20 protein-coding genes are annotated in these 24,610 nt (G+C 53.8%); 7 read left to right on the top strand and 13 right to left on the bottom strand.

Annotation, left to right across the window (positions count from 1 at the left end; genetic code table 11):
• The first annotated feature begins 2 nt into the window (after positions 1-2).
• The gene (gene rapZ, locus OGY17_RS00385; protein ID WP_003025085.1) at positions 3-857 is read left to right on the top strand and encodes an RNase adapter RapZ; all 855 of its coding nucleotides are present in this window, start codon (positions 3-5) and stop codon (positions 855-857) included.
• Complete coding sequence (npr, locus tag OGY17_RS00380; protein ID WP_003828770.1) at positions 854-1,126, top strand: PTS phosphocarrier protein NPr; 273 nt, start codon at positions 854-856, stop codon at positions 1,124-1,126. The genes rapZ and npr overlap by 4 nt, the downstream gene beginning before the upstream one ends.
• A 66-nt stretch (positions 1,127-1,192) precedes the next feature.
• Here npr and mtgA read toward each other — a convergent pair whose 3' ends face one another.
• The 4 genes from mtgA to mnmL form a co-directional block, all read right to left on the bottom strand.
• Entirely contained in the window at positions 1,193-1,912 is a 720-nt protein-coding gene (mtgA, locus tag OGY17_RS00375; protein ID WP_003828772.1) for a monofunctional biosynthetic peptidoglycan transglycosylase, read from the bottom strand.
• On the bottom strand, positions 1,909-2,562 hold the full coding sequence (gene elbB, locus OGY17_RS00370) for an isoprenoid biosynthesis glyoxalase ElbB (protein WP_032945124.1): 654 nt from the start codon (positions 2,560-2,562) through the stop codon (positions 1,909-1,911). The genes mtgA and elbB overlap by 4 nt, the downstream gene beginning before the upstream one ends.
• Positions 2,563-2,792: 230 nt before the next feature.
• Positions 2,793-5,129 (bottom strand): aerobic respiration two-component sensor histidine kinase ArcB, encoded by a 2,337-nt coding sequence (gene arcB / locus OGY17_RS00365; RefSeq protein WP_020996355.1) that lies wholly within the window; start codon positions 5,127-5,129, stop codon positions 2,793-2,795.
• Positions 5,130-5,330: 201 nt separating this feature from the next.
• Complete coding sequence (gene mnmL / locus OGY17_RS00360) at positions 5,331-6,260, bottom strand: tRNA modification radical SAM protein MnmL/YtqA (protein WP_122973815.1); 930 nt, start codon at positions 6,258-6,260, stop codon at positions 5,331-5,333.
• A 684-nt stretch (positions 6,261-6,944) separates the two neighbouring features.
• Here mnmL and gltB point away from each other — a divergent pair.
• The 4 genes from gltB to OGY17_RS00340 all read left to right on the top strand — a co-directional run bounded on the left by gltB (position 6,945) and on the right by OGY17_RS00340 (position 15,604).
• A complete protein-coding gene (gene gltB / locus OGY17_RS00355) occupies positions 6,945-11,405 on the top strand; it encodes a glutamate synthase large subunit (protein WP_122973812.1) in 4,461 nt (1,486 codons plus the stop codon).
• Positions 11,406-11,417: 12 nt separating this feature from the next.
• Positions 11,418-12,836 carry a glutamate synthase small subunit gene (locus OGY17_RS00350; protein ID WP_032945128.1) on the top strand — a complete coding sequence of 473 codons (1,419 nt, stop codon included), beginning with the start codon at positions 11,418-11,420 and terminating at the stop codon, positions 12,834-12,836.
• A 247-nt stretch (positions 12,837-13,083) separates the two neighbouring features.
• Positions 13,084-14,334, top strand: a complete 1,251-nt coding sequence (codB, locus tag OGY17_RS00345) for a cytosine permease (RefSeq protein ID WP_032945130.1) — start codon at positions 13,084-13,086, stop codon at positions 14,332-14,334.
• Positions 14,324-15,604, top strand: coding sequence for a cytosine deaminase (locus OGY17_RS00340; RefSeq protein WP_032945132.1), 1,281 nt, complete (start codon positions 14,324-14,326; stop codon positions 15,602-15,604). The genes codB and OGY17_RS00340 overlap by 11 nt, the downstream gene beginning before the upstream one ends.
• A 58-nt stretch (positions 15,605-15,662) precedes the next feature.
• Here the strand turns inward: OGY17_RS00340 and nanQ are convergent, their stop codons facing one another.
• The 5 genes from nanQ to nanR form a co-directional block, all read right to left on the bottom strand.
• Positions 15,663-16,130 carry an N-acetylneuraminate anomerase gene (gene nanQ / locus OGY17_RS00335; RefSeq protein WP_032945519.1) on the bottom strand — a complete coding sequence of 156 codons (468 nt, stop codon included), beginning with the start codon at positions 16,128-16,130 and terminating at the stop codon, positions 15,663-15,665.
• 2 nt (positions 16,131-16,132) lie between these two features.
• Positions 16,133-17,002, bottom strand: coding sequence for an N-acetylmannosamine kinase (nanK, locus tag OGY17_RS00330; RefSeq protein ID WP_032945133.1), 870 nt, complete (start codon positions 17,000-17,002; stop codon positions 16,133-16,135).
• Positions 17,003-17,099: 97 nt separating this feature from the next.
• Positions 17,100-18,590, bottom strand: coding sequence for an MFS transporter (locus OGY17_RS00325; protein ID WP_032945135.1), 1,491 nt, complete (start codon positions 18,588-18,590; stop codon positions 17,100-17,102).
• Positions 18,591-18,699: 109 nt separating this feature from the next.
• Entirely contained in the window at positions 18,700-19,593 is an 894-nt protein-coding gene (nanA, locus tag OGY17_RS00320) for an N-acetylneuraminate lyase (RefSeq protein ID WP_032945137.1), read from the bottom strand.
• Between the two features lie 134 nt (positions 19,594-19,727).
• Entirely contained in the window at positions 19,728-20,519 is a 792-nt protein-coding gene (gene nanR, locus OGY17_RS00315) for a transcriptional regulator NanR (RefSeq protein WP_032945138.1), read from the bottom strand.
• 359 nt (positions 20,520-20,878) lie between these two features.
• Here nanR and dcuC point away from each other — a divergent pair, with 359 nt between their 5' ends.
• The gene (gene dcuC, locus OGY17_RS00310; protein ID WP_032945140.1) at positions 20,879-22,246 is read left to right on the top strand and encodes an anaerobic C4-dicarboxylate transporter DcuC; all 1,368 of its coding nucleotides are present in this window, start codon (positions 20,879-20,881) and stop codon (positions 22,244-22,246) included.
• Between the two features lie 55 nt (positions 22,247-22,301).
• Here dcuC and sspB read toward each other — a convergent pair whose 3' ends face one another.
• From sspB to rplM, 4 genes are all read right to left on the bottom strand, one after another.
• Positions 22,302-22,805, bottom strand: a complete 504-nt coding sequence (gene sspB / locus OGY17_RS00305; protein ID WP_032945142.1) for a ClpXP protease specificity-enhancing factor — start codon at positions 22,803-22,805, stop codon at positions 22,302-22,304.
• 5 nt (positions 22,806-22,810) lie between these two features.
• Positions 22,811-23,449, bottom strand: coding sequence for a stringent starvation protein SspA (sspA, locus tag OGY17_RS00300; protein ID WP_003025132.1), 639 nt, complete (start codon positions 23,447-23,449; stop codon positions 22,811-22,813).
• A gap of 316 nt (positions 23,450-23,765) precedes the next feature.
• The gene (rpsI, locus tag OGY17_RS00295; RefSeq protein ID WP_003025138.1) at positions 23,766-24,158 is read right to left on the bottom strand and encodes a 30S ribosomal protein S9; all 393 of its coding nucleotides are present in this window, start codon (positions 24,156-24,158) and stop codon (positions 23,766-23,768) included.
• A 15-nt stretch (positions 24,159-24,173) separates the two neighbouring features.
• Entirely contained in the window at positions 24,174-24,602 is a 429-nt protein-coding gene (rplM, locus tag OGY17_RS00290) for a 50S ribosomal protein L13 (RefSeq protein ID WP_003025141.1), read from the bottom strand.
• Between the last annotated feature and the right edge of the window lie 8 nt (positions 24,603-24,610).

Below are 24,610 nucleotides of genomic sequence, written 5' to 3'. Positions count from 1 at the left end.
ACATGGTACTGATGATCGTCAGCGGCCGTTCAGGGTCAGGTAAATCTGTCGCCCTGCGTGCGCTGGAAGATATGGGTTTTTACTGCGTGGATAACCTTCCCGTAGTGCTGTTGCCCGATCTGGCTCGTACACTGGCCGATCGCCAGATTTCTGCGGCCGTCAGCATTGATGTGCGCAACATGCCTGAGTCCCCGGAAATTTTTGAGCAGGCAATGAATAATCTGCCCGAGGGTTTCTCACCACAGCTGCTGTTCCTTGATGCAGACCGTAACACGCTGATTCGTCGCTACAGCGACACGCGCCGTTTACACCCGCTCTCCAGCAAGAACTTGTCTCTGGAAAGCGCTATCGATAAGGAAAGCGATTTGCTGGAGCCACTGCGCTCTCGCGCTGACCTGATCGTTGATACCTCCGAAATGTCCGTACACGAACTGGCGGAAATGTTACGTACCCGACTGCTGGGTAAACGTGAACGTGAATTGACGATGGTATTCGAATCCTTTGGTTTCAAACACGGTATCCCGATTGATGCGGATTACGTCTTTGACGTGCGCTTTCTGCCTAACCCACACTGGGATCCGAAGCTGCGCCCAATGACCGGTCTTGACCGCCCCGTCGCCGCATTCCTCGACAGGCACACAGAAGTACACAATTTTATCTACCAGACTCGCAGCTATCTTGAGCTATGGTTACCCATGCTGGAGACCAACAACCGTAGCTACCTTACCGTAGCCATCGGCTGTACCGGCGGGAAACACCGTTCGGTGTATATTGCAGAGCAGCTGGCAGACTACTTCCGCTCACGCGGTAAAAACGTGCAGTCACGCCATCGTACGCTGGAAAAACGTAAATCATGACCGTGAAGCAAACCGTTGAAATCACCAATAAGCTGGGCATGCATGCCCGCCCAGCGATGAAACTGTTTGAATTGATGCAGGGTTTCGAAGCAGAAGTTTTGCTGCGCAATGATGAAGGAACGGAAGCCGAGGCCAACAGCGTTATCGCTCTGCTGATGCTGGATTCAGCCAAAGGGCGTCAGATAGAAGTCGAAGCCACGGGACCACAGGAAGTAGAAGCCCTGGCCGCAGTGATTGCCCTGTTTAATTCAGGGTTTGATGAAGATTAATCGAGTACACAGAACGTAGCCAGTAGGCCGGATAAGGCGTTTACGCCGCATCCGGCAATAACTACGCTAATACAGCTTATTTTCCCGCATAAACGACTCACCACCTAACTGGCGCATTTGGCGCATAATCCAGGCCTGGCGGTTACGCACATAACCAGAAGGCGCATTCGCCTTAAAACGCAAAGGATTGGGCAATACTGCCGCCAGCAAGGCCGCTTCAGACAGGCTCAACCGACTGGCCGGTTTATGAAAATACCGTTGCGCCGCCGCCTCCACGCCAAATATCCCATCGCCAAACTCGGCGATATTCAAATAGACGGTCAGAATACGTTTCTTACTCCAGACGGTTTCCATGCCCAGCGTTAGCCCGGCTTCGAGACCTTTACGCACCCAGCTACGTCCATCCCACAAAAAGAGGTTTTTCGCCGTCTGTTGCGATAACGTCGACGCCCCGCGAATGCGGTTTTCATTGCGTTCATTGTGCGCCAGCGCTTTCTCTATGGCGGTGACGTCAAACCCCCAGTGGTCTGGAAACTTCTGGTCCTCTGCAGCAATCACCGCCAGTCCCATCCACGGTGAGATCTCATCCATACTCACCCAGTCCGAGTGCGCCACATAGCCGAAATCACCGGACAGCCATGCGCCCAGCTGTCGCTCGACCATTACCGCCGAGAAAGGCACAGGCATCACGCTGAAAAGTGCGATGCCCCCGCCCCAGAATACGGCGAGGACAACCACCACCCGCAGAAAAATACGTCGCAGAAAGGCGGTTACTCCTTTTCTCATTCAGTCAGCACCAGCACACGCGATACCAGTTTATCGATGCCACTCGCAGCCTGAGCGATGTCCTGCGCCAGCATATAGGCAGGCGTGGTGACGATTTTGTTGTCTTCATCGACGACAATGTCATCAACCGGACAAGGCACATGCTCAGCGCCCATCTCTTCCAGCACCTCTGCCGTGTCGATATCAGTGCCGATGGTCAGACGCAGCGGGAAGTCAAAAATTTTAGGTAACATGGCAGGCGCAATGCACATAAACCCCAACGGCTTACCCGCCTGATGCATGGCCACCGCCAGCGCGGCTAAATCGCTGTCAACCCGGCATTCGCTGCCCTGACTGGCAAAATTGCTCAGATTTTTGGCCGCACCAAACCCACCCGGCACGATCAACGCATCCAGTTCCGATGAGACTGCCTGCGCAAGTGGGCGAATATCGCCACGTGTGATACGCGCGGCTTCAATCAGCACATTGCGAGTTTCCAGCATCGACTCGCCGGTCAGATGATTAATCACATCCGCTTGTTGTTTATCTGGTGCGAAACAGACAGCCTGAGCGCCGTTGCGGGTAATGGCCAGAAGCGTGAGAACAGTTTCATGGATCTCTGCACCGTCATACACGCCGCATCCGCTGAGCACTACACCCACTTTTTTCATCGCGGTACTCCTTTTCTAAGCTGGCTGAAACATATTAGTTATTATGATTTAAATGCTACGCTTCACACATTTAACTGATTCATGTAACAAATTATTTAAGATTTGCTATCTTAACTGCGTGCGGCCTGAAAATTAGGGCTGCGCCCTTGTAAACAATGATAATAATTTACGGCGCAGCCACGATTTCCCTGGTGTTGGCGCAGTATTCGCGCACCCCGGTCAAGCCGGGGTCATTTTTTTTCCACACTCGCCACCCAGGCTTTTAATACTGCCACGTCGTGCTGCCACTCCTGCTTCATCTCTTCAATCCATTCAGCAACGTTATCTTCCCAGGCAGGAAGATCCGGCGACTGGATTTGCTGACCTAGCTGTTGCAGGTGACGCAGCCCCACTGAACCTGCTGCGCCTTTAATTTTATGGCCTTCCTCAACAACACCTTTTTTATCCCGTGCCGTCAGGTTGGACTCCAGCACGCTCAAATATCCCGGCATCATCTTCTCAAACACCGCCAGCCCGTCGGTAATTAACTTCGGTCCCACCAGCTCGAGGTATTGTTCCAACATAGGAATATCTAACAGCGCTTGCGATTTACTGCTTTCTTCAGATGTCACAGTGCTCTCCTCTTCGTTTCGGGTATCCCAGTATTTTTTGATCATGGCGGTTAGCGCCGGAACCGACAGCGGCTTACTCAGCACGTCGTCCATGCCTGCGTCCAGATACTCTTTTTTATCTTTCAGTACGTTGGCGGTGAGTGCAACCAGCGGTGGCAGATCTTCACGGGCGTATTTTTGCGTGAGCTCCCGCGAGATATCCAGACCGGTCATATCCGGTAGCTGAATATCCAGCAGCACCAGGTCATATTCACCCGGCGTAAACATTTCCAGCGCGGCTTTCCCGGTCATCGCGACATCCACGCTGTTGCCTAATTTTTCCAGCACGGAGCGCGCAACAATAACGTTCAGCTCAATGTCTTCTACCAGCAGCACATTCAGGGCTGGCAGCGGCATTTCATCGTCTTCAAAAGCATCTTCAATCTCTTCCGCTACCGCAGGGGCATGCACGGTTAGCGTAAAGATGGACCCTTTTCCTGCCTGGCTGGAAACCGTAATGTCACCGCCCATGTTTTTCGCCAGACGCTTCGACACGGCCAAACCAATCCCTGTCCCCGTTGCCGGTTTACCGCCGTTACTGTCCTTCACCTGATAATACATAGCGAAGATTTTATCCTGCTCATCCTGCGGAATGCCGATGCCAGAATCTTCAACTTCGAAATGCAGCATATTCCCCTGGTCATAGCGCGCCCGCACGGTCACCTGCCCCTGCTGGGTAAACTTCACGGCGTTGCTGATCAGATTCCACAGGATCTGACGCAGACGCGTTCCGTCGGTAATGACCTTATGCGGCAGCGGTAACGTCGGCTCAAGCACAAAACGCAGCCCCTTTTGCTGCGCCTGTAGGCCAGAGAGGTTTTCCAGATCCGCCATAAAACTGGTGAAATCGATCGGCTGGTTATCGAGCTGGACTTTACGTCGCTCCATCTTATCCATATCGATAATATCGTTGAAAATATTCCCCAGTGTCACAGCAGAGACGTGGATTGTTTTAAGGTATTTTTCCTGCTCCGCAGTCAGATCCGTATCCAGCAGGATCCGGCTTAAGCCGACAATGCCGTTAAGCGGGGTGCGCAACTCGTGGCTGATGGTAGAAATAAAGGTGGTCTTATCGCGGCTGGCGCGCTCAAGCGCATCCTGATAACGCTTACGCTCGGTAATATCGCGCCCAAAGCCCATCAGACCATGTCGCTTACCTACGCGGTCATAGTAAGGCACTTTGCGAATTTCAAAGCAGGCTTTGCGCCCGTCCGGGTAGTCCAGCCACTGTTCGTAGGTGAGCGAAACATTATGGCGGAACACCTTCTCGTCGGTCTCAATCACCTTTTCAGCCGCTTCAGGAGAGTAAACGTCAGCCGGTTTTAAGTTCACCAGCTGCTTTTCGCTTTTGCCAGTCAGCAGCTCCATAGCACGGTTACAGCCGGAAAACTCTTTATCTTCATTGCGATAAAAAACCAGATCCGGCGAGGCATCAAGGAAAGAGCGTAAAAAGGAAGACTGTTGCTCAAGCTGGATCTGCGCCTCTTCGCGCTCTTTGATTTCAACCTTCAGTTGCTCGAATGTTTCCTGGCGCTCTGCTTCGGCTTTTTCACGCTCAACAATTTCCTGATTGAGCTGGGCAATATTATCCTTCAACTGCACATTGAGCTTCAGATCGCGCTCGCGCATCTCTTCCAGCTTTTGTACCAGTCGTGACAGGCGTTGCCGGGACTCCTCAAGTTGCTCCACCACCACAGACAAGAAATAGACGGCCCAGGGGGTAATTAACAGACCAAAAAAGATAGAACGGATGACATCAATGCTTTCTACCTGGCCATGCAGCACCATGGTGACAGCCATCTGCACCACAATTGCCAACACGACCAGAGCCAGCGCCAACAGCAGCGAAAAGCGCACCAGACCTAACTTCATCATCAGGTCGACGTAATATTGCGCCAGCATACGGATTTGCTTCATAGAGGGTTCCTTCACGACAACTTGGCACAATAATACTCAATTCTCAGCGTGACGTTGAAGATTGTGCAAGAAATGCGGAGGTTATCGGTGAAATGACCGCGGAGAGGCCATCGTAGGCCTGATAAGCAACGCGCCATCAGGCAATGTGCGCCGGGCCGCCTGATGGCGCGTTGCTTATCAGGCCTACATGACTACGGAGAGTTAGTTCTCAGGCAGCACCCATGGCGTACCGAGCGCCGAGCCTTGCACACCGTACTTGTTAAGGTACTTATCCAGTTCGACCATGCCGGTCCAGCGGTTTTCACACCATAGCGGTGCCAACAGCGTTGGGCGACGCGCGCTGGCGGAAATTCGATGATAAATCACCTCTGGCGGCGTATGACGGATCATCTCCCCGGCGGTAACCGTATAGTCGTCCAGTTCAATTCCGTTCAGCCGCCCGGCTTCCCAGGCTTTCGCCATCGTACTGCCTTTCACAATATGCAGCGGGTGCAGCTTAATACCGTCAACACCCGTCTCCACTACACGTTCCACGGTTTGCAGGCATTCTGCCTGCCCTTCTCCCGGCAGACCGACAATCAGGTGCGAGCACACTTTCAGCCCACGCTCGCGTGCCAGTCGCGTAGTGCGTTGGTAGCAGGCAAAATCATGGCCGCGGTTAATACGATGCAGGGTTTTGTCATGCGCGGTTTGCAAACCGAGTTCCAGCCATACCTCATAGCCGAGGTCTTTATACTCGCAAAGCAGATCGAGTACCGCATCCGGCACGCAGTCGGGGCGCGTCCCAACGCATAACCCGACGATACTGGCCTGGCTGACCGCCTGCTGATACATCGAACGCAGCACCTGCACTTCAGCAAAGGTGCTGGTATAGGCCTGGAAATAGGCCAGATAGCGTTTCGCGCGATTGACCAGATGCGCCTGATGCTCAAGCTGCTCGGCAATAGAATGGTGCTGCTGTGCTTCATCGGCAAACGAGGCGACATTGCAGAAAGTACATCCACCACGTCCGATGGTGCCATCACGATTTGGACAGCTAAAGCCGCCGTGAAGCGTGAGTTTATGAACCTTTTGCCCATAACGGCGAGAAAGATCCCCACCAAACATATTGACTAATTTCTGTAACTGCATAATCTGGTAGACCGCGCCTTGAAAAGAGGCCAAAGCCTGCCATTTTTTGCCCCAGTCGGCGATGACCTGGATCAATCGCCCTGGCGTGCCTTTATTCATTGCATAACAAATCAAAATTATCGAAATTTCATTCATTCAAAATGAAATTACTTTTCCTTATATCCGACTGTTTTTTTTATCTTCTTATACTCTCAGCATAAAAACAGTATCTTTAAGACGCCAAAACTCCAAAAACCAGCATAAAATGCCAATCATAGCGATAAACAAAGGGAGGACGGGGGATATACAGCCTTTCTGACAGTGAGACAGATCACACTTCGCTCCCCATTCTCCTTGCGTTAAATCAATGTAAAAAAGCCTTAAATTTCAACATATTCATAAAGTTAATCGCCCTATAGCACATTTTTGCATAAATAAGATTGCCATTTGACCTGTGTGTGGATTCCCGATAACGTGGAAATCCGCTGGAAGCTTTCTGGATGAGCAGCCTGCTCATCATATTTATGCAGTAATTGAGATTCCCTCTGAAGCAAGTCCTCAAACTTGTTTGACCTATGCGAAAAGGATAAAGAGGGCGAATGCGAGGTAAGCGTATGACACGCAAACCCCGTCGCCATGCTCTTGGTGTGCCCGTGCGCAACGGTCCAGATGGGAATCCCGCAGAGCCTGGGGAGGTTCACTGATATGTTGTACGATAAATCCCTTGAGAGGGATAACTGTGGTTTCGGCCTGATCGCCCACATAGAAGGCGAACCTAGCCACAAGGTAGTGCGTACCGCCATACACGCACTGGCCCGCATGCAGCACCGTGGCGCAATTCTAGCCGATGGTAAAACCGGCGATGGTTGCGGTTTGCTGTTACAAAAACCTGACCGCTTTTTCCGCATCGTGGCGCAAGAGCGCGGCTGGCGTTTAGCTAAAAACTATGCCGTCGGCATGATCTTTTTAAATAAAGACGCTGAACTGGCTGCGGCTTCTCGTCGCATTGTCGAAGAAGAATTACAGCAGGAGACCCTGTCGATTGTCGGCTGGCGCGACGTGCCGACCAACGAAGGTGTTCTCGGTGAAATCGCCCTCTCCTCCCTGCCTCGTATCGAGCAAATTTTTGTCAACGCCCCTGCGGGCTGGCGTCCGCGTGATATGGAGCGCCGCCTGTTCATCGCGCGCCGTCGCATCGAAAAACGCCTCCAGGACGATAAAGACTTCTACGTGTGTAGCTTGTCGAACCTGGTCAATATCTATAAAGGTCTGTGTATGCCGGCGGATCTGCCGCGCTTTTACCTGGACCTGGCGGACCTGCGTCTGGAATCGGCCATCTGCCTGTTCCACCAGCGCTTCTCCACCAATACCGTACCGCGCTGGCCGCTGGCGCAACCGTTCCGCTACCTGGCGCATAACGGTGAAATCAACACCATCACCGGCAACCGCCAGTGGGCACGCGCACGTACCTATAAATTCCAGACACCGCTGATCCCTGACCTGCACGACGCCGCACCGTTCGTTAACGAAACCGGCTCCGACTCCAGCTCAATGGATAACATGCTGGAACTGCTGCTGGCTGGCGGGATGGACATTATCCGCGCCATGCGTTTACTGGTGCCGCCGGCCTGGCAGAACAACCCGGATATGGACCCGGAGCTGCGCGCGTTCTTTGACTTTAACTCCATGCACATGGAGCCGTGGGATGGCCCAGCGGGCATTGTTATGTCCGACGGCCGCTTTGCCGCCTGTAACCTTGACCGTAACGGCCTGCGTCCGGCGCGCTACGTCATCACCAAAGACAAGCTGATTACCTGCGCTTCTGAAGTTGGGATCTGGGATTATCAGCCGGATGAAGTCGTCGAGAAAGGTCGCGTCGGCCCTGGCGAGCTGATGGTTATCGATACCCGCAGCGGGCGCATTCTGCACTCCGTCGAAACCGATGACGATCTGAAAAGCCGCCATCCGTACAAAGAGTGGATGGAGAAGAACGTCCGCCGTCTGGTGCCGTTCGAAGACCTCGCAGACGATCAGGTCGGCAGCCGCGAACTGGACGATGACACGCTCGCCAGCTATCAGAAACAGTTTAACTACAGCGCCGAAGAGCTGGATTCCGTGATCCGCGTGCTCGGTGAAAACGGTCAGGAAGCGGTCGGCTCAATGGGTGATGATACCCCGTTTGCGGTGCTCTCAAGCCAGCCACGCATCATTTATGACTACTTCCGCCAGCAGTTCGCGCAGGTGACTAACCCGCCGATCGACCCGCTGCGTGAAGCGCACGTTATGTCGCTGGCCACCAGCATCGGTCGTGAGATGAACGTCTTCTGCGAAGCCGAAGGTCAGGCACACCGCCTGAGCTTTAAATCGCCGATCCTGCTGTACTCCGATTTTACCCAGCTCACCACCATGAAAGAGGAGCATTACCGCGCCGACCGCCTGGATATCACCTTCGACGTGACCGAAACCACGCTCGAAGAGACCGTCAAAGCATTGTGCGATAAGGCGGAACAGATGGTGCGTAACGGTACGGTGCTGCTGGTGCTCTCTGACCGTAACATCGCGAAAAACCGCCTGCCGGTTCCGGCACCGATGGCCGTGGGCGCAGTGCAAACGCGTCTGGTAGAACAAAGTCTGCGTTGCGACGCCAACATCATCGTTGAAACCGCCAGCGCCCGCGACCCGCACCATTTTGCTGTCCTGCTCGGCTTTGGCGCGACGGCCATTTACCCGTATCTCGCGTATGAAACGCTGGGACGGCTGATCGACACTCAGGCGATTGCCAAAGATTACCGGACCGTGATGCTGAACTACCGTAACGGCATCAACAAAGGTCTGTACAAAATCATGTCCAAAATGGGCATTTCGACCATCGCCTCTTACCGCTGCTCGAAGCTGTTTGAAGCGGTTGGTCTGCACGATGATGTCGTGGCGCTGTGCTTCCAGGGCGTGGTCAGCCGCATCAGCGGCGCAGGGTTTAGCGACTTCCAGCAGGATCTGCTGAACCTCTCCAAACATGCATGGCTGGCACGTAAACCTATCAGCCAGGGCGGTTTGCTCAAATACGTCCACGGCGGCGAATACCATGCCTACAACCCGGACGTGGTGCGCACGCTGCAACAGGCGGTACAAAGCGGCGAGTACAGCGACTATCAGGAATATGCCAAGCTGGTCAATGAGCGTCCGGCGGCCACGCTGCGCGATCTGCTGGCGATTACGCCTGGCGATGAAGCCGTAAGCATTAGCGAAGTAGAACCCGCGACCGAACTGTTTAAACGCTTTGATACCGCAGCTATGTCCATCGGCGCATTAAGCCCCGAAGCACACGAAGCGCTGGCCGAAGCCATGAACAGCATCGGCGGCAACTCGAACTCCGGTGAAGGCGGTGAAGACCCGGCGCGCTATGGCACCAATAAAGTGTCGCGCATTAAGCAGGTTGCTTCCGGTCGCTTTGGCGTAACCCCGGCGTATCTGGTCAACGCCGATGTCATCCAGATTAAAGTCGCTCAGGGCGCGAAACCTGGCGAAGGCGGTCAGTTACCGGGTGATAAAGTCACCCCGTACATCGCCAAACTGCGCTATTCGGTGCCGGGCGTGACGCTGATCTCCCCGCCGCCGCACCACGATATTTACTCTATCGAAGACTTAGCGCAGCTGATTTTCGACCTCAAACAGGTCAACCCGAAAGCGATGATCTCCGTGAAGCTGGTTTCCGAACCAGGCGTTGGCACCATCGCCACAGGCGTGGCGAAAGCCTATGCGGATCTGATCACCATTGCTGGCTACGATGGCGGTACCGGCGCAAGCCCGCTCTCCTCGGTGAAATATGCGGGCTGCCCGTGGGAACTTGGTCTGGTGGAAACCCAGCAGGCGCTGGTCGCTAACGGTCTGCGTCACAAGATTCGTCTGCAGGTTGATGGCGGTCTGAAAACCGGTGTCGATATCATTAAAGCGGCGATTCTGGGTGCGGAAAGCTTCGGCTTCGGTACCGGTCCAATGGTGGCGCTGGGCTGTAAATACCTGCGTATTTGCCACCTGAACAACTGCGCAACCGGCGTGGCGACTCAGGATGACAAACTGCGTAAGAACCACTATCACGGCCTGCCGTTCAAAGTGACTAACTACTTTGAATTTATCGCCCGCGAAGTCCGTGAGCTGATGGCGCAACTGGGTGTGAAGCGTCTGGTGGATCTGATTGGTCGTACCGACCTGCTCAAAGAGCTGGAAGGGTTTACCGCCAAGCAACAGAAACTGGAACTGTCTCGTCTGCTGGAAACCGCAGAACCGCATCCGGGTAAAGCGCTGCATTGCACCGAGAACAACCCGCCGTTTGATAACGGCGTGCTGAACGCTCAGTTGTTACAGCAAGCGAAACCGTTTGTCGACGAGCGCCAGAGCAAAACCTTCTGGTTCGATATCCGCAACACCGACCGTTCTGTTGGCGCGTCGCTGTCGGGCTATATCGCGCAAACGCATGGCGATCAGGGGCTGGCGTCTGACCCAATCAAAGCGCACTTCAGCGGTACCGCAGGCCAGAGCTTCGGCGTGTGGAACGCGGGCGGCGTGGAGTTGTATCTGACCGGTGATGCCAACGACTATGTCGGTAAAGGTATGGCGGGCGGTCTGCTGGCAGTGCGTCCTCCGGTTGGCTCTGCTTTCCGTAGCCATGAGGCGAGCATCATTGGTAACACCTGTCTGTATGGCGCCACCGGTGGCCGCCTGTTTGCCGCGGGTCGTGCGGGTGAGCGCTTTGCAGTACGTAACTCCGGCGCAATCACCGTGGTTGAAGGTATTGGCGACAACGGCTGCGAATATATGACCGGCGGCATCGTCTGTATTCTCGGAAAAACGGGCGTCAACTTCGGAGCGGGTATGACGGGTGGATTCGCCTACGTGCTCGACGAAGACGGTGAGTTCCGCAAACGCGTGAACCCGGAACTGGTAGAAGTGCTGAACGTGGACTCGCTGGCTATCCACGAGGAACACCTGCGCGGTTTGATTACCGAGCACGTACAGCATACCGGCTCTTCACACGGCGAAGAGATCCTGGCTAACTGGCCAGCATTCTCGGCGAAATTCGCGCTGGTAAAACCAAAATCCAGTGATGTGAAAGCACTGTTGGGTCACCGTAGTCGTAGCGCAGCAGAGCTGCGTGTGCAGGCGCAGTAAGGGGTAGCAGCAATGAGTCAGAACGTATACCAATTTATCGACCTGCAGCGCGTTGATCCGCCTAAGAAGCCGCTGAAGATCCGTAAGATCGAGTTTATCGAGATCTACGAGCCGTTTTCCGAAGGCCAGGCCAAAGCACAGGCAGACCGCTGCCTGTCCTGCGGTAACCCGTACTGCGAGTGGAAGTGTCCGGTGCATAACTACATCCCGAACTGGCTGAAACTGGCGAACGAGGGGCGTATTTTTGAAGCAGCAGAACTGTCGCACCAGACCAACACTCTGCCGGAAGTCTGTGGCCGCGTGTGCCCGCAGGATCGTCTGTGTGAAGGATCCTGTACGCTGAACGATGAGTTCGGCGCGGTGACTATCGGTAACATCGAGCGCTATATCAACGATAAAGCATTCGAAATGGGCTGGCGCCCGGATATGACCGGCGTGCGTCAAACCGACAAGCGCGTGGCGATCATCGGTGCCGGTCCGGCAGGCCTGGCCTGTGCTGATGTGCTGACCCGCAACGGCGTGAAGGCGGTGGTATTTGACCGCCACCCGGAAATCGGCGGTCTGCTGACCTTCGGTATTCCAGCCTTCAAACTGGAAAAAGAGGTGATGACCCGCCGTCGTGAAATCTTCACCGATATGGGCATTGAGTTCAAATTGAACGTGGAAGTGGGCCGCGATGTACAGCTTGACGATCTGCTGAAAGATTATGACGCCGTGTTCCTTGGCGTAGGTACCTATCAGTCGATGCGCGGTGGGCTGGAAAACGAAGACGCTTCCGGTGTGTTTGATGCCCTGCCGTTCCTGATCGCCAATACCAAACAGTTGATGGGCTTTGGCGAAAGCAGCGACGAGCCGTACATCAGCATGGAAGGCAAACGCGTCGTCGTTCTCGGCGGTGGCGATACCGCGATGGACTGCGTGCGGACCTCGGTTCGCCAGAACGCAGCACATGTCATCTGCGCTTATCGTCGTGACGAAGAGAACATGCCGGGTTCCAAACGCGAAGTGAAAAATGCGCGTGAAGAAGGCGTCGAATTCCAGTTCAACGTCCAGCCTTTAGGCGTGGAAGTGAACGCCAACGGTAAGGTATGCGGTGTGAAAATGGCGCGTACCGAAATGGGTGAACCGGATGCGAAGGGCCGTCGCCGTGCGGAGATCGTCGCCGGTTCCGAACACGTTGTTCCGGCAGATGCGGTGGTACTGGCATTTGGCTTCCGTCCGCACAGTATGGAGTGGCTGGCAAAACACAGCGTCGAACTGGATTCTCAGGGCCGCATTATTGCTCCAGAGCGCAGCGACAACGCCTTCCAGACCAGCAACCCGAAAATCTTCGCCGGTGGCGACATCGTGCGCGGTTCGGATCTGGTAGTCACCGCGATTGCCGAAGGTCGTAAAGCGGCAGACGGTATCCTGAACTACCTGGAAGTGTAATACAGCCTCTTAAGGCATCTCATCTGCCCTGGTGGGTGAGATGCCAAATTCCTGCCGCAATACCGCCAAACCTGCCGATTAAGCCAGTCTGACAACACGTTTAGTAAACAGGGCAAATAACCTTAACACCCCAAACAGATCAACATCATGAATAATAACCATGTAAAAACCAGACGAAAACGTTTGCTTTACGTTGAGAACTGTATATTATGCGGCGGATTTTTTGGGCAAAATTCATGGAGGCGTTGTGTCGCAAGACAACAATTATAGCCAGGGCCCCGTCCCTCTGGCGGCGCGAAAAGGCGTAGTTCCACTAACATTTGTCATGTTGGGACTCACATTCTTTTCCGCCAGTATGTGGACCGGTGGCACACTCGGTACCGGTCTTTCTTATAATGATTTCTTCCTGGCAGTTCTCTTCGGTAATCTTCTCCTCGGTATTTACACTGCATTTCTCGGTTTTATCGGCGCAAAAACAGGGCTCTCAACCCACCTTCTGGCGCGTTACTCATTTGGTGTGAAAGGTTCATGGCTTCCCTCTCTGCTGTTAGGCGGCACACAGGTAGGCTGGTTTGGCGTTGGTGTGGCCATGTTTGCTATCCCGGTTGGCAAAGCGACGGGAATTGACGTCAATATCCTGATTGCGGTTTCCGGTCTGTTGATGACCCTGACCATCTTTTTTGGCATCTCAGCGCTGACCGTTTTATCTATCATCGCCGTGCCTGCCATCGTCGTACTTGGCAGCTACTCCGTCTGGCTGGCAGTGAGCGATGTCGGCGGTTTGGAGCATTTAAAAGCGATAGTGCCGCAAACGCCGCTGGATTTCTCCACCGCACTGGCGCTGGTAGTCGGCTCGTTTGTCAGCGCAGGGACGTTAACCGCTGACTTCGTCCGTTTTGGCCGCAACGCCAAAGGCGCGGTGCTGATCGCCATGGTGGCGTTTTTCCTTGGCAATTCGCTTATGTTCATCTTCGGCGCTGCGGGCGCGGCTGCGGTTGGACAGGCGGATATCTCTGACGTGATGATTGCCCAGGGACTGCTGCTGCCCGCGATCATCGTTCTCGGCCTGAATATCTGGACCACCAACGATAATGCGCTGTACGCATCGGGCCTGGGATTTGCCAATATTACCGGCCTTTCCAGCCGTACGCTGTCAGTGGCTAACGGTATTATTGGCACACTGTGCGCACTGTGGCTTTACAATAACTTTGTCGGCTGGCTGACATTTCTGTCGGCAGCGATTCCCCCGATTGGCGGGGTGATCATCGCCGACTATCTGCTGAACCATCGCCGCTATGCCGACTTCAGCAAAGCGCAATTTATTTCCGTAAACTGGATAGCGATCCTGTCCGTTGCACTGGGCATTGCCGCAGGTCACTATATTCCCGGCATCGTGCCCGTCAATGCCGTACTTGGCGGCGTATTCAGCTATATCCTGCTGAATCCACTTTTCAATCGCAGCCTTGCTAAATCCCCGGAGGTCAGCCATGCAGAATAATAACATCACCATTCATCAGGCGCGTTTACAGGGACGTGAAGGGTTATGGCAAATCACGATTGAAAACGGGCGCTTTAGCCGTATTGAGCCTCAAGACGCAGCGACGTTACCACAGGGTGAAGTGCTTGATGCTGAAGGTGGTCTGGCTATCCCACCGTTCGTTGAGCCACATATCCATCTGGACACTACGCAAACCGCGGGCGAGCCGAGCTGGAATCAGTCTGGTACGCTGTTTGAGGGGATTGAACGCTGGGCTGAACGTAAGGCAATGCTCACTCACGAAGACGTCAAAGCGCGCGCCATGCAGACCCTGAAGTGGCAGATGGCCAACGGCATCCAGTATGTCCGTACTCACGTTGACGTTTCCGACCCTACGTTGACGGCGCTAAAAGCCATGCTGGAGGTGAAGCAAGAAGTCGCTCCGTGGGTAGAGCTACAGATTGTCGCGTTCCCGCAAGAAGGCATTCTTTCTTATCCCAACGGTGAAGCGCTCCTGGAGGAAGCCGTGCGTCTGGGCGCCGACGTCATTGGCGCGATCCCGCACTTTGAATTCACGCGTGAATATGGCGTAGAGTCGCTGCATAAGATTTTCGCTCTGGCGCAAAAATACGACAAACTTATCGACGTGCACTGTGACGAAATCGATGATGAGCAATCCCGCTTTGTTGAAACCGTTGCGGCGCTGGCGCATCGCTACAATATGGGCGAGCGCGTGACCGCCAGCCATACCACGGCGATGCATTCCTACAACGGCGCGTATGCTTCCCGTCTTTTCCGCCTGTTGAAAATGTCCGGCATTAACTTTGTCGCAAATCCACTGGTGAATATTCACCTGCAAGGGCGCTTTGACACTTATCCTAAGCGTCGTGGTGTTACGCGCGTCAAAGAGATGCTGGAAGCGGAGATCAACGTCTGCTTCGGTCATGATGACGTCTTCGATCCGTGGTACCCGCTGGGCACTGCGAATATGCTGCAGGTGCTGCATATGGGATTACACGTGTGCCAGCTGATGGGATACGGACAAATTAACGATGGGTTGAACCTGGTCACCACCCACAGCGCGAAAACCCTGCATCTGCAGGACTATGGTCTGAACGTGGGGAATTCTGCGAATCTGGTGATTTTGCCTGCAGAAAATGGGTTTGACGCGGTTCGTCGCCAGACGCCTGCCCGTTATTCCATTCGTCATGGTCGAGTCATTGCCGAGACGGTCCCAAGCCAAACCACACTGCATCTGACGCAGCCAGAAACGGTGACGTTTAAGCGCTAGGACGTTACATTCCATGTCGGATGGCGTAAGCTTTGCCATCCGACACAGTCTCTCATTCTCAAGCTTGTAATAAGTTGGCGCGGACTTTGATCACCACCTTTTTGATGTCCATCGGGGTCTGCACCACACAACCCGGTTTATGCGGCTCGCCCGGCATAAAAATCACAAATTTTCCCGGCTTCAGTACCATAGCCTGTTCATCGGCAATCTGGCTGCACAGCTGATAATCATCCTCGATGTGCATCTCTTCACAGTGACGAGCAGAATCGGTCATCCCGAACAGAATCCGTTCTTCGCCGGACAACAGCATCTGAATATCAATGTACTGCTGATGCAGCTCCGCTTTCTTATGCTCTGGGCTCTGCGTTGTAAATTGCATGACATTCATAAAAATATTCTCGCCCTGCAACGTGTAGCGCCCAGGCGTCTTCTCCTGCGGATTCGCCGCAATGGCAAGCGTTAACGCCTGCTGCAAGACCGGATGTAATCCGGCAGAAGGCAGTGAATTCAACGCATCTGATATCATCATCATTCTCCCTGGGCCAACAGCGCGGCCCCCAGTAATCCAGCGTCATGACGGTAATGCGCCGCCAGCAATTCCACGTGATAGGCCCAAGGCTCTTGTGCCAGATAATGTTCCACCAGCGCCAGATACCCTTCAGCCAGCCCAACGCTGCCGCCAATCACCACAATCTGGCAATCGGTCGTGGCCTTCACATCGGCAACAAGCCTTGCCAAAGTACGCGCCGAGCGATGGATCAACCGGCTTGCCTGCTCATCCCCCTGCCCGGCACAGCTAAAAATAGTTTTGGCGTCGCATCCGGCTAGCGCGCCTTCGGCAGCCGCCGCTATTCCACGACCGGATGCGATCGCCTCAACGCAGCCCACACGCCCGCAGCCGCACATGGGTCCATGGGGATCGGCCAGCGTATGTCCCAGATGCCCAGCCAGACCGCCGACTCCAGTCAGCAGTTTCCCACCGCTGACGACTCCCCCGCCAACGCCTGTGGAGACGGTAATAAACACCAGATCGCGGTACTCACCACCAAGCGCATGGTACTCAGCCCACGCCGCTGCCTGTGCGTCATTGACGGCCAGCGTCGGCAGGCCGGTGATTTGTTCCAGCGTTTGTGTCAGCGGAAAATGCATCAATCCGCCGAGGTTATGCGGATTCAGCGCCAGTAAAGCCCCCTCACGGATAATCCCCGTCGAGGCGATCGCCACCCGATTAGCACGCCCCTGTAGCGGGGCAACCAGTGTTTGTAACGCGGCGCGCAGCGCTTGCGGCGTTTTACTGACAGGCGTCGGCAGTTCACGCCGCTCGCGGACTTGCAGATTGTTGTCTATCAGCGCGGCAGCCAATTTGGTGCCGCCAATATCAATCGCCAGTGTGGTCATGACGCCGCCTCATGCATCGCGGTGGCGCTCTGTAGCTCTAAGAACGACATATTTCTTCCCTTACTGCTATTGCCCGGTTCAGCACCGGGCAATTGGATTAACTTTTGGATTTCACCATAGTGCTTTTGTCACCACCGAACGGCACGGCACCGCTAAACGGTCGACCATCAATGGCATCATGCGTACGCAACGCTTCAGGACGCAGCCAGCGCTGTACACGGGACGGCATATCAAGACCAATCAGCAGGATCACTACAAATGTCAGACCGAAAGAGAGGGATCCCAGCGCGGTACCCAGATCCAGACGTTGGGCAATCAGCGCACCGATGATCGGTGCCAGCGCCCCGCCCAGTGCGCCCACGTTATAGGTGAAGCCCAGTCCCGCCGCACGCTGATCGGTATCGAAATAGCCGCCAATCAGTTTTGGTAAGATCCCGGAGATCCCCTGGCCGAGCATTTGCTGGAAAAACAGCAGTAAACCCAGTACCCAGACGTTTGAACCGCCTATCGCAAATACCGGTATAATCAGCAACTGCGAGGCCAGCAGACTGCAGACATAGGCTTTACGCGTGCCCAGCCAGTCGCCAAGAAAACCGCCGACGCAACAACCGACCGCCGCACCAAAGCCGCTAAAGAAGAGCACCCTGGCCACCGTGGAAGGATCGTACAGCAGTTCGGTTTTCAGATAGGTTGGCAACAGCGCCTGAATCGGCCACGAGTACAGGAAGGCAAACAGCACAACCACCATCAGCATGACGCCCGTCGGCCAGCGTTTCCCGCTGCTTTGCACCATAAAGCTAATGAAGATAAACGCGCATATCAGCCCCAGGACCGCCACAATAGCCGCATTTTGCAGGTCGCCCGCAAAGCAGAACCACAGCGCGGTGGCAGCAGCGAGCGTCATCAGAATATTAATTACCCGATGCTCGCCCCGGTAGAGAATGTCCACCATCGTGCGCACTGGCGCTTTGCCTTCGTGTTTCTCTTTCCAGTCTTCCGCTTCCGGAATATTTTTACGCAGCCAGAGGGCGAAGATAATTGGCAGGATGCCGATGAAGAACAGCGCACGCCACCCCCAGACCGGAACCACCAGGCTGTAGACCTGGGCGGCGATCACGGCACCAACGGAAAAGCCTGAAATCAGGAAACCACTGGCTTTGTTTCGCAGGTGTTTAGGCCAACTTTCAATAACATAGGTTGCACTGGAGCCGTACTCACCCGCCATTCCCATACCGATAACCAGGCGGGCGATAAACATGGTGGTGTAGCCCGGCGCGAAACCGCAGGCCAGCGTTCCCACCGAGAACAGAATGATGCTGGTGACCATTGCCAGGCGGCGTCCGTAGCGGTCGCCCATTGCCCCCAGCATTAACCCGCCAAACCAACGGGAGATAAAGGCGGCCGAGATCAGGCTGGCGGCCTGCACCGTCGTCAATCCGAATTCGCCCTGCACTTCTGTCAGCACCAGGGCGATTAACACAAAATCGAAACCATCAAGCAAATATCCCAGCCAGGCGGCGGAAAATGCCCGCCATTGTGCCCGATTGAGATGGCGATACCACGGGATGCTCTGGGTAGAAGTACTCATTTTACTCTCCCGATGATTTTGTTGTTGTGCCGGGTGGTGGCTTTGCCTTACCCGGCCTACGGTCGAAAAATCCAGGCCGGGCAAGCGAAGCGCCCCCGGCGACCCGTGATTACGCCTTTTCCGCCAGCAGTTGGTTTGCCAGCGCTTTCAGTTCCGGCAGAAAGCGTTCATCTACCGGAGCAAAGGGTTTACGGCACAGTGGAACAGAAACCACATCCATATAGTGCAGTACTGTTTTCAGACCGCGGAACACGCCAACCTTAATAAGCAGATCGATAACCTTATTGCACTCGGTTTGCAGCTTTTGCGCCGTCCGGATGTCACCTTCTTTGAGCGCTTTCACAATTCCCTGATAGCGCCATCCCATGATGTTGTAAGTGCTACCGATACCGCCATCTGCGCCCGCGAGCAGCCCAGAAGCGAAGATTTCGTCATAGCCGTTATAAAGCACCAGATCGGGATGAGCGCGGCGGATCTGTTCCATCTGATAGAGATCGCCCGAAGTTTGCTTCAGTGCGCCAACGCCTGGCAGCGTCACCAGCGTGTTGATCTGATCCAGCGTCAGTTTTACGCCGCTCAGCGCCGGAATGTTATAGACCACCATCGGTAAACCATCAGCAGAATCAATAATTGCGCGGTAGTGATCGCAGTGCTCTTCAAAGCTAAACGGATAGTAAAACGGTGTGACGGCCGAAACCGCATCAAAGCCGTAGCGATGCGCGGCGCTCGCCAGCTGTTGGCTCTCTTCGGTGCTCACCGTGCCAACGTGGGCGATCAGCGTCACCTTGCCCTTTGCCTCTTCGGCAACAATTTCCAGTACCTGCTCTCTTTCAACGCGGTTTTGGACAAAGGCCTCACCCGTTGAGCCACCGACATAGAGCCCGTCTACACCCTGACCAATGTTGAAACGCACCAGGCGGCGCAAACTCTCGATGTCCAGTCGCTGTTGGTTATCGAATGGGGTTAACAACGCTGGCATTACGCCTTTTAAATCTCTTGCCATAACGACCTCTGATGATGATTAGTGTTATCTGACTGCATACCTTTATACCTGTTATACCAGATCAAATAAGCAGCAATACAATAGAGAACGCTTATAGTGCGATCTACTTCACTAAACGATCGTCAGGATCGCGATCACTTACGCGATTTTTTACTTTTGCTGAAGGCGTGCCAGGTCGCGGAAACGCTATTGAGATGTTCTTGCAGTGCGCGGTCAGCTTCTTCAGGATCGCGCTGGCGAATAGCTTCTACAATCGCGATATGCTGCTGATAACTCACGTTGTTGTGCTCATACAACTCTTGATCGGCGACGGTCGGACGGGCGGCAATCAGCCAATCTAACAGCGCAACATGGATAGCCATAAAGATAGGATTGCCCGGGATCTCAGCCAGTACACGGTGAAAATCAACGTCCGAGCGGATGAACAACGTATTGTCATCGAGCGACTGGCTGTTGATCTCCAGTGCTTTAGCCAGTCTGTCGATTTGCTCATCTGTCGCATGTTCGGCGGCGTATCGTACCAGGCTGGATTCAAAGAACAGTCGCAACTGCTCGAAGTGGGCAATGCCGCCGGGATGTGCGAGGAAATCTTTCGCCATACCTGACAGCTCGCTAATGATGGTATCAGCTGAAGGACGCGAAACGCGGGCGCGCTCGCCGTTGTTGATTTGTACCAGACCTTTGCGTTTTAACGCGGCCAGCGCTTCTCGTACAGAAGGACGGCCCACGTTAAAGAAGGCCATCAGCTCCCGCTCAGACGGCAACTGTTCGCCCTCGCCAAATTCCCGACGACGAATCATCTGCTCCAGTTCTTCTTCAACCATTTCAGACAGTTTTTTACGCGCCAACGGGCGATTGCGTAAGCTACGGCCAATGGTGGATGGAGAGTCTTCAGCTTGCGAATCAAATGCGTTCATAGGGTCCATTCAGCTAAGTCGTGGTGACAAACAACAGCGGGTTTATCCTAACACAGGATCGAAAGCAGGGTGAAATGATGGACGATCTGATCCGGCTGGCCTATTGATAATATACGTAACAGCAATATTATTTTAAGCGAGTATCTTCTGCCTCATTTTAATTGAATGGAGTTAAATACCTTCATGAAAATTATGAATATGAACGTGATAATTTATCATAACCGTCTATTTTATAACGATAAATAATTACACCATCGAATTAAAAATAAGATATTCACTCCATAAAAAATGCCCAGAAAAATATAACATCCGTTTTGACAACAGCGTTATTACCGGATTTATCTTCTTCTCTGGCATGGAGTGAAACAATGTTCGGCATCATTATCTCTGTCATCGTTTTATTTACGATGGGTTACCTGATCCTCAAAAACTACAAACCGCAGGTCGTGCTGGCCGCCGCCGGGATCTTCCTGATGATCTGCGGCGTCTGGCTGGGCTACGGCGCGTTGGTCGCTAACGACAAAAGCAGTGGCTATCTACTGGTCGATATTTACAATGAAATTTTGCGTATGCTCTCCAACCGCGCGGCCGGACTGGGGTTATCAATCATGGCGGTGGGCGGTTATGCCCGTTATATGGACAGAATGGGGGCCAGCAGAGCGATGGTTAGCCTGTTAAGCCGCCCGCTCAAGCTAATCCGCTCCCCCTATGTAGTGCTTGCCGCCACCTATGTGATTGGTCAGATCATGGCGCAGTTCATTACCAGCGCATCCGGGTTAGGTATGTTGCTGATGGTGACGCTGTTCCCAACGCTGGTTAGCCTTGGCGTGAGCCGTTTATCCGCTGTTGCGGTCATTGCCACTTCGATGTCGATTGAATGGGGCATTCTGGAAACCAACTCTATTTTTGCCGCGCAGGTCGCGGGCATGAAAATCGCCACCTATTTCTTTCAATACCAGTTGCCCGTCGCGTCGTGTGTCATTGTCGCCGTCGCCATTGCGCATTTTTTCGTTCAGCGTCAATTTGATAAAAAAGCCGCACCGGAAAGTAACGGATTTGCGGAACAAAAGGCGCTGGAAAACGAACCCCCGCTCTATTACGCCATTTTGCCGGTGATGCCGCTGATCCTGATGCTGGGCTCGCTTGCCCTTGCACAAATGGGGCTAATGAAAGCAGAGTTGAATCTGGTGGTGGTGATGTTAATGAGCATGACGCTGACTATGTTTGTTGAATTCCTGCATAAACATAATCTGCGCGAAACGATGGATGATGTGCAGGCTTTTTTTGACGGCATGGGGACGCAGTTTGCCAACGTTGTCACCCTGGTGGTCGCGGGTGAAATCTTTGCGAAAGGGTTGACGACTATCGGGACTGTCGATGCCGTAATAAAAGGCGCAGAGCATTCCGGTCTTGGCGGTATCGGCGTGATGATCATCATGGCGGTGGTCATCGCCGCCTGCGCAATCGTCATGGGGTCAGGCAACGCGCCGTTTATGTCTTTTGCCAGCCTCATTCCGGATATTGCCGCCGGGCTGCATATTCCTGCGGTAGTAATGATTATGCCGATGCATTTTGCCACTACGCTTGCCCGCGCGGTGTCACCCATAACCGCTGTAATTGTCGTGACATCGGGTATTGCCGGCGTATCGCCCTTTGAAGTGGTAAAACGTACAGCAATCCCGATGGCAGTAGGATTTGTGGTGAATATGGTAGCCACCATCGCGCTGTTTTATTGATACCAAAGCCAGAAAACAGAACAGGCCCCAAAGGGCCTGTTTTTTATTTCACTACTTATTTCACTACGCGCAGCGCTGGACGCCCACCGCGAGGCGGTGGCGGAGTATCATCCGGATCGTTGTCGTCGCCATTATCAGGTTTATCGCCATCAATGACCGACATGACCGTTTCACTCTCAAAACCAGACGTGTCGTTGTCGTCATCATTTAAGCTGGCAACATCTTCGTCGTAGGCGGCTTCCGGTTCAAACATCGTACCGGCGCCATTTTCACGTGCATAAATTGCCAGAACGGCAGCCAACGGCACAGACACCTGACGCGGCACGCCACCGAAACGCGCGTTAAAGCGCACTTCATCGTTAGCCAGTTCCAGGTTGCCCACCGCACGCGGTGCAATATTCAGAACAATTTGCCCGTCACGCGCATATTCCATTGGAACCTGCACGTCCTGGAGCGTCACATCCACCACCAGATGCGGCGTGAGCTGGTTGTCCAGCAACCACTCATAGAACGCGCGCAGCAGATACGGACGGCGTGGTGTTAGCTGTGGCAAATCCATACAGGTTAACCCCGGCCCAGACGCATTTCACGTTCAGGCTCAGTCAGAGAAGCCAGGAAAGAGTCTCGTTCGAAGACGCGAGTCATATACCCTTTCAGTTCTTTCGAACCTGCACCGTTGAATTCAATACCCAGCTGCGGTAAACGCCACAGCAGCGGCGCCAGATAGCAGTCTACCAGGCTGAACTCATCGCTCAGGAAGTAAGGTTTCTGGCCAAATACTGGCGCGATTGCCAGCAGTTCTTCGCGCAGACGCTTACGCGCGACTTCGGCTTCAGATGCAGAACCGTTCACGATGACGTTCATCAGCGTGTACCAGTCTTTTTCAATACGCTGCATGTACAGGCGGCTTTCACCACGCGCAACCGGGTAAACCGGCATCAGCGGCGGATGCGGGAAGCGCTCATCCAGGTATTCCATAATGATGCGAGATTCCCACAGGGTCAGCTCACGATCCACCAGTGTCGGTACGCTCTGATTCGGGTTGAGGTCGATCAGATCCTGAGGTGGATTGTCCTTCTCCACATGCTCAATCTCGAAACTAACACCTTTCTCAGCCAGCACAATGCGGACCTGATGGCTATAGATGTCAGTAGGACCAGAAAACAGCGTCATTACCGAACGTTTGTTGGCAGCGACAGCCATGAAAACCTCCAGGTATATTCAGAATTTTTACTGCTACCAGCCACTCAGTGGCCAGCCAGAAGTGATGTCACCCAAACTCGGGAAAGTCATTACTGCTCAAAATGCAAACAAAAAATGAACGATACCGGACATTTGGGCAGAAAATTGGATGATAGTTTACCAGATTTTGTGACCTTTGTGGTGAGTCGATTCTTGAAATGGGGAAAAAGAGGTGGCAATCAGCGGATTACCGTGGTTCTGAGGCGAGAAATAACGATAAAAAAACCCGCCGAAGCGGGTTTTTTCGCAAATTGTCGTCTGCCGAAGCAGAGTACAATTAACGTTTGGAGAACTGAGGACGACGACGTGCTTTACGCAGACCGACTTTCTTACGTTCAACCTGACGAGCATCACGGGTAACGAAGCCAGCTTTACGCAGTTCGCCACGCAGGGATTCGTCGTACTCCATCAGAGCGCGGGTGATACCGTGACGGATCGCACCAGCCTGACCAGAGATACCACCACCTTTAACAGTGATGTACAGATCCAGTTTCTCAACCATGTCGACCAGTTCCAGCGGCTGACGAACTACCATGCGGGCAGTTTCACGACCGAAGTACTGTTCCAGAGAACGTTGGTTGATTACGATTTTACCACTGCCCGGTTTGATGAAAACGCGAGCTGCGGAACTTTTGCGGCGACCAGTGCCGTAGTATTGATTTTCAGCCATTGCCTATAATCCCGATTAGATGTCAAGAACTTGCGGTTGCTGTGCCGCGTGGTTGTGCTCGTTGCCAGCGTAAACTTTCAGTTTACGGAACATAGCACGACCCAGCGGGCCTTTTGGCAGCATGCCTTTAACCGCGATTTCAAGCACACGCTCAGGACGGCGAGCAATCATCTCTTCAAAGGTCGCTTGTTTGATACCACCGATGTGGCCGGTGTGGTGATAGTACACTTTGTCAGTACGCTTGTTGCCGGTTACAGCAACTTTGTCAGCGTTCAGAACGATGATGTAATCACCGGTATCTACGTGCGGAGTGTATTCCGCTTTGTGCTTACCGCGCAGGCGCAGAGCCAGTTCGGAAGCCAGACGGCCCAGAGTTTTACCGGTCGCGTCAACAACATACCAGTCGCGTTTTACGGTTTCTGGTTTAGCTGTAAAAGTTTTCATTAAAAGCT

The organism is Citrobacter sp. Cpo126, assembly GCF_030332445.1.
GTDB classification, from domain to species: Bacteria; Pseudomonadota; Gammaproteobacteria; order Enterobacterales; family Enterobacteriaceae; genus Citrobacter; species Citrobacter portucalensis.
The sequence above is the reverse complement of the archived record's forward strand: the minus strand, read 5'-3'. Positions and strand labels throughout refer to the sequence as shown.

What these genes read in the sequence shown, in the direction of transcription:
- rapZ (WP_003025085.1), top strand. Translation starts at nt 3, where the DNA reads ATGGTACTGATGATCGTCAGCGGCCGTTCAGGGTCAGGTAAATCTGTC.
- npr (WP_003828770.1), top strand. Translation starts at nt 854, where the DNA reads ATGACCGTGAAGCAAACCGTTGAAATCACCAATAAGCTGGGCATGCAT.
- mtgA (WP_003828772.1), bottom strand. Translation starts at nt 1,912, where the DNA reads ATGAGAAAAGGAGTAACCGCCTTTCTGCGACGTATTTTTCTGCGGGTG.
- elbB (WP_032945124.1), bottom strand. Translation starts at nt 2,562, where the DNA reads ATGAAAAAAGTGGGTGTAGTGCTCAGCGGATGCGGCGTGTATGACGGT.
- arcB (WP_020996355.1), bottom strand. Translation starts at nt 5,129, where the DNA reads ATGAAGCAAATCCGTATGCTGGCGCAATATTACGTCGACCTGATGATG.
- mnmL (WP_122973815.1), bottom strand. Translation starts at nt 6,260, where the DNA reads ATGCAGTTACAGAAATTAGTCAATATGTTTGGTGGGGATCTTTCTCGC.
- gltB (WP_122973812.1), top strand. Translation starts at nt 6,945, where the DNA reads ATGTTGTACGATAAATCCCTTGAGAGGGATAACTGTGGTTTCGGCCTG.
- OGY17_RS00350 (WP_032945128.1), top strand. Translation starts at nt 11,418, where the DNA reads ATGAGTCAGAACGTATACCAATTTATCGACCTGCAGCGCGTTGATCCG.
- OGY17_RS00340 (WP_032945132.1), top strand. Translation starts at nt 14,324, where the DNA reads ATGCAGAATAATAACATCACCATTCATCAGGCGCGTTTACAGGGACGT.
- nanQ (WP_032945519.1), bottom strand. Translation starts at nt 16,130, where the DNA reads ATGATATCAGATGCGTTGAATTCACTGCCTTCTGCCGGATTACATCCG.
- nanK (WP_032945133.1), bottom strand. Translation starts at nt 17,002, where the DNA reads ATGACCACACTGGCGATTGATATTGGCGGCACCAAATTGGCTGCCGCG.
- OGY17_RS00325 (WP_032945135.1), bottom strand. Translation starts at nt 18,590, where the DNA reads ATGAGTACTTCTACCCAGAGCATCCCGTGGTATCGCCATCTCAATCGG.
- nanA (WP_032945137.1), bottom strand. Translation starts at nt 19,593, where the DNA reads ATGGCAAGAGATTTAAAAGGCGTAATGCCAGCGTTGTTAACCCCATTC.
- nanR (WP_032945138.1), bottom strand. Translation starts at nt 20,519, where the DNA reads ATGGACCCTATGAACGCATTTGATTCGCAAGCTGAAGACTCTCCATCC.
- dcuC (WP_032945140.1), top strand. Translation starts at nt 20,879, where the DNA reads ATGTTCGGCATCATTATCTCTGTCATCGTTTTATTTACGATGGGTTAC.
- sspB (WP_032945142.1), bottom strand. Translation starts at nt 22,805, where the DNA reads ATGGATTTGCCACAGCTAACACCACGCCGTCCGTATCTGCTGCGCGCG.
- sspA (WP_003025132.1), bottom strand. Translation starts at nt 23,449, where the DNA reads ATGGCTGTCGCTGCCAACAAACGTTCGGTAATGACGCTGTTTTCTGGT.
- rpsI (WP_003025138.1), bottom strand. Translation starts at nt 24,158, where the DNA reads ATGGCTGAAAATCAATACTACGGCACTGGTCGCCGCAAAAGTTCCGCA.
- rplM (WP_003025141.1), bottom strand. Translation starts at nt 24,602, where the DNA reads ATGAAAACTTTTACAGCTAAACCAGAAACCGTAAAACGCGACTGGTAT.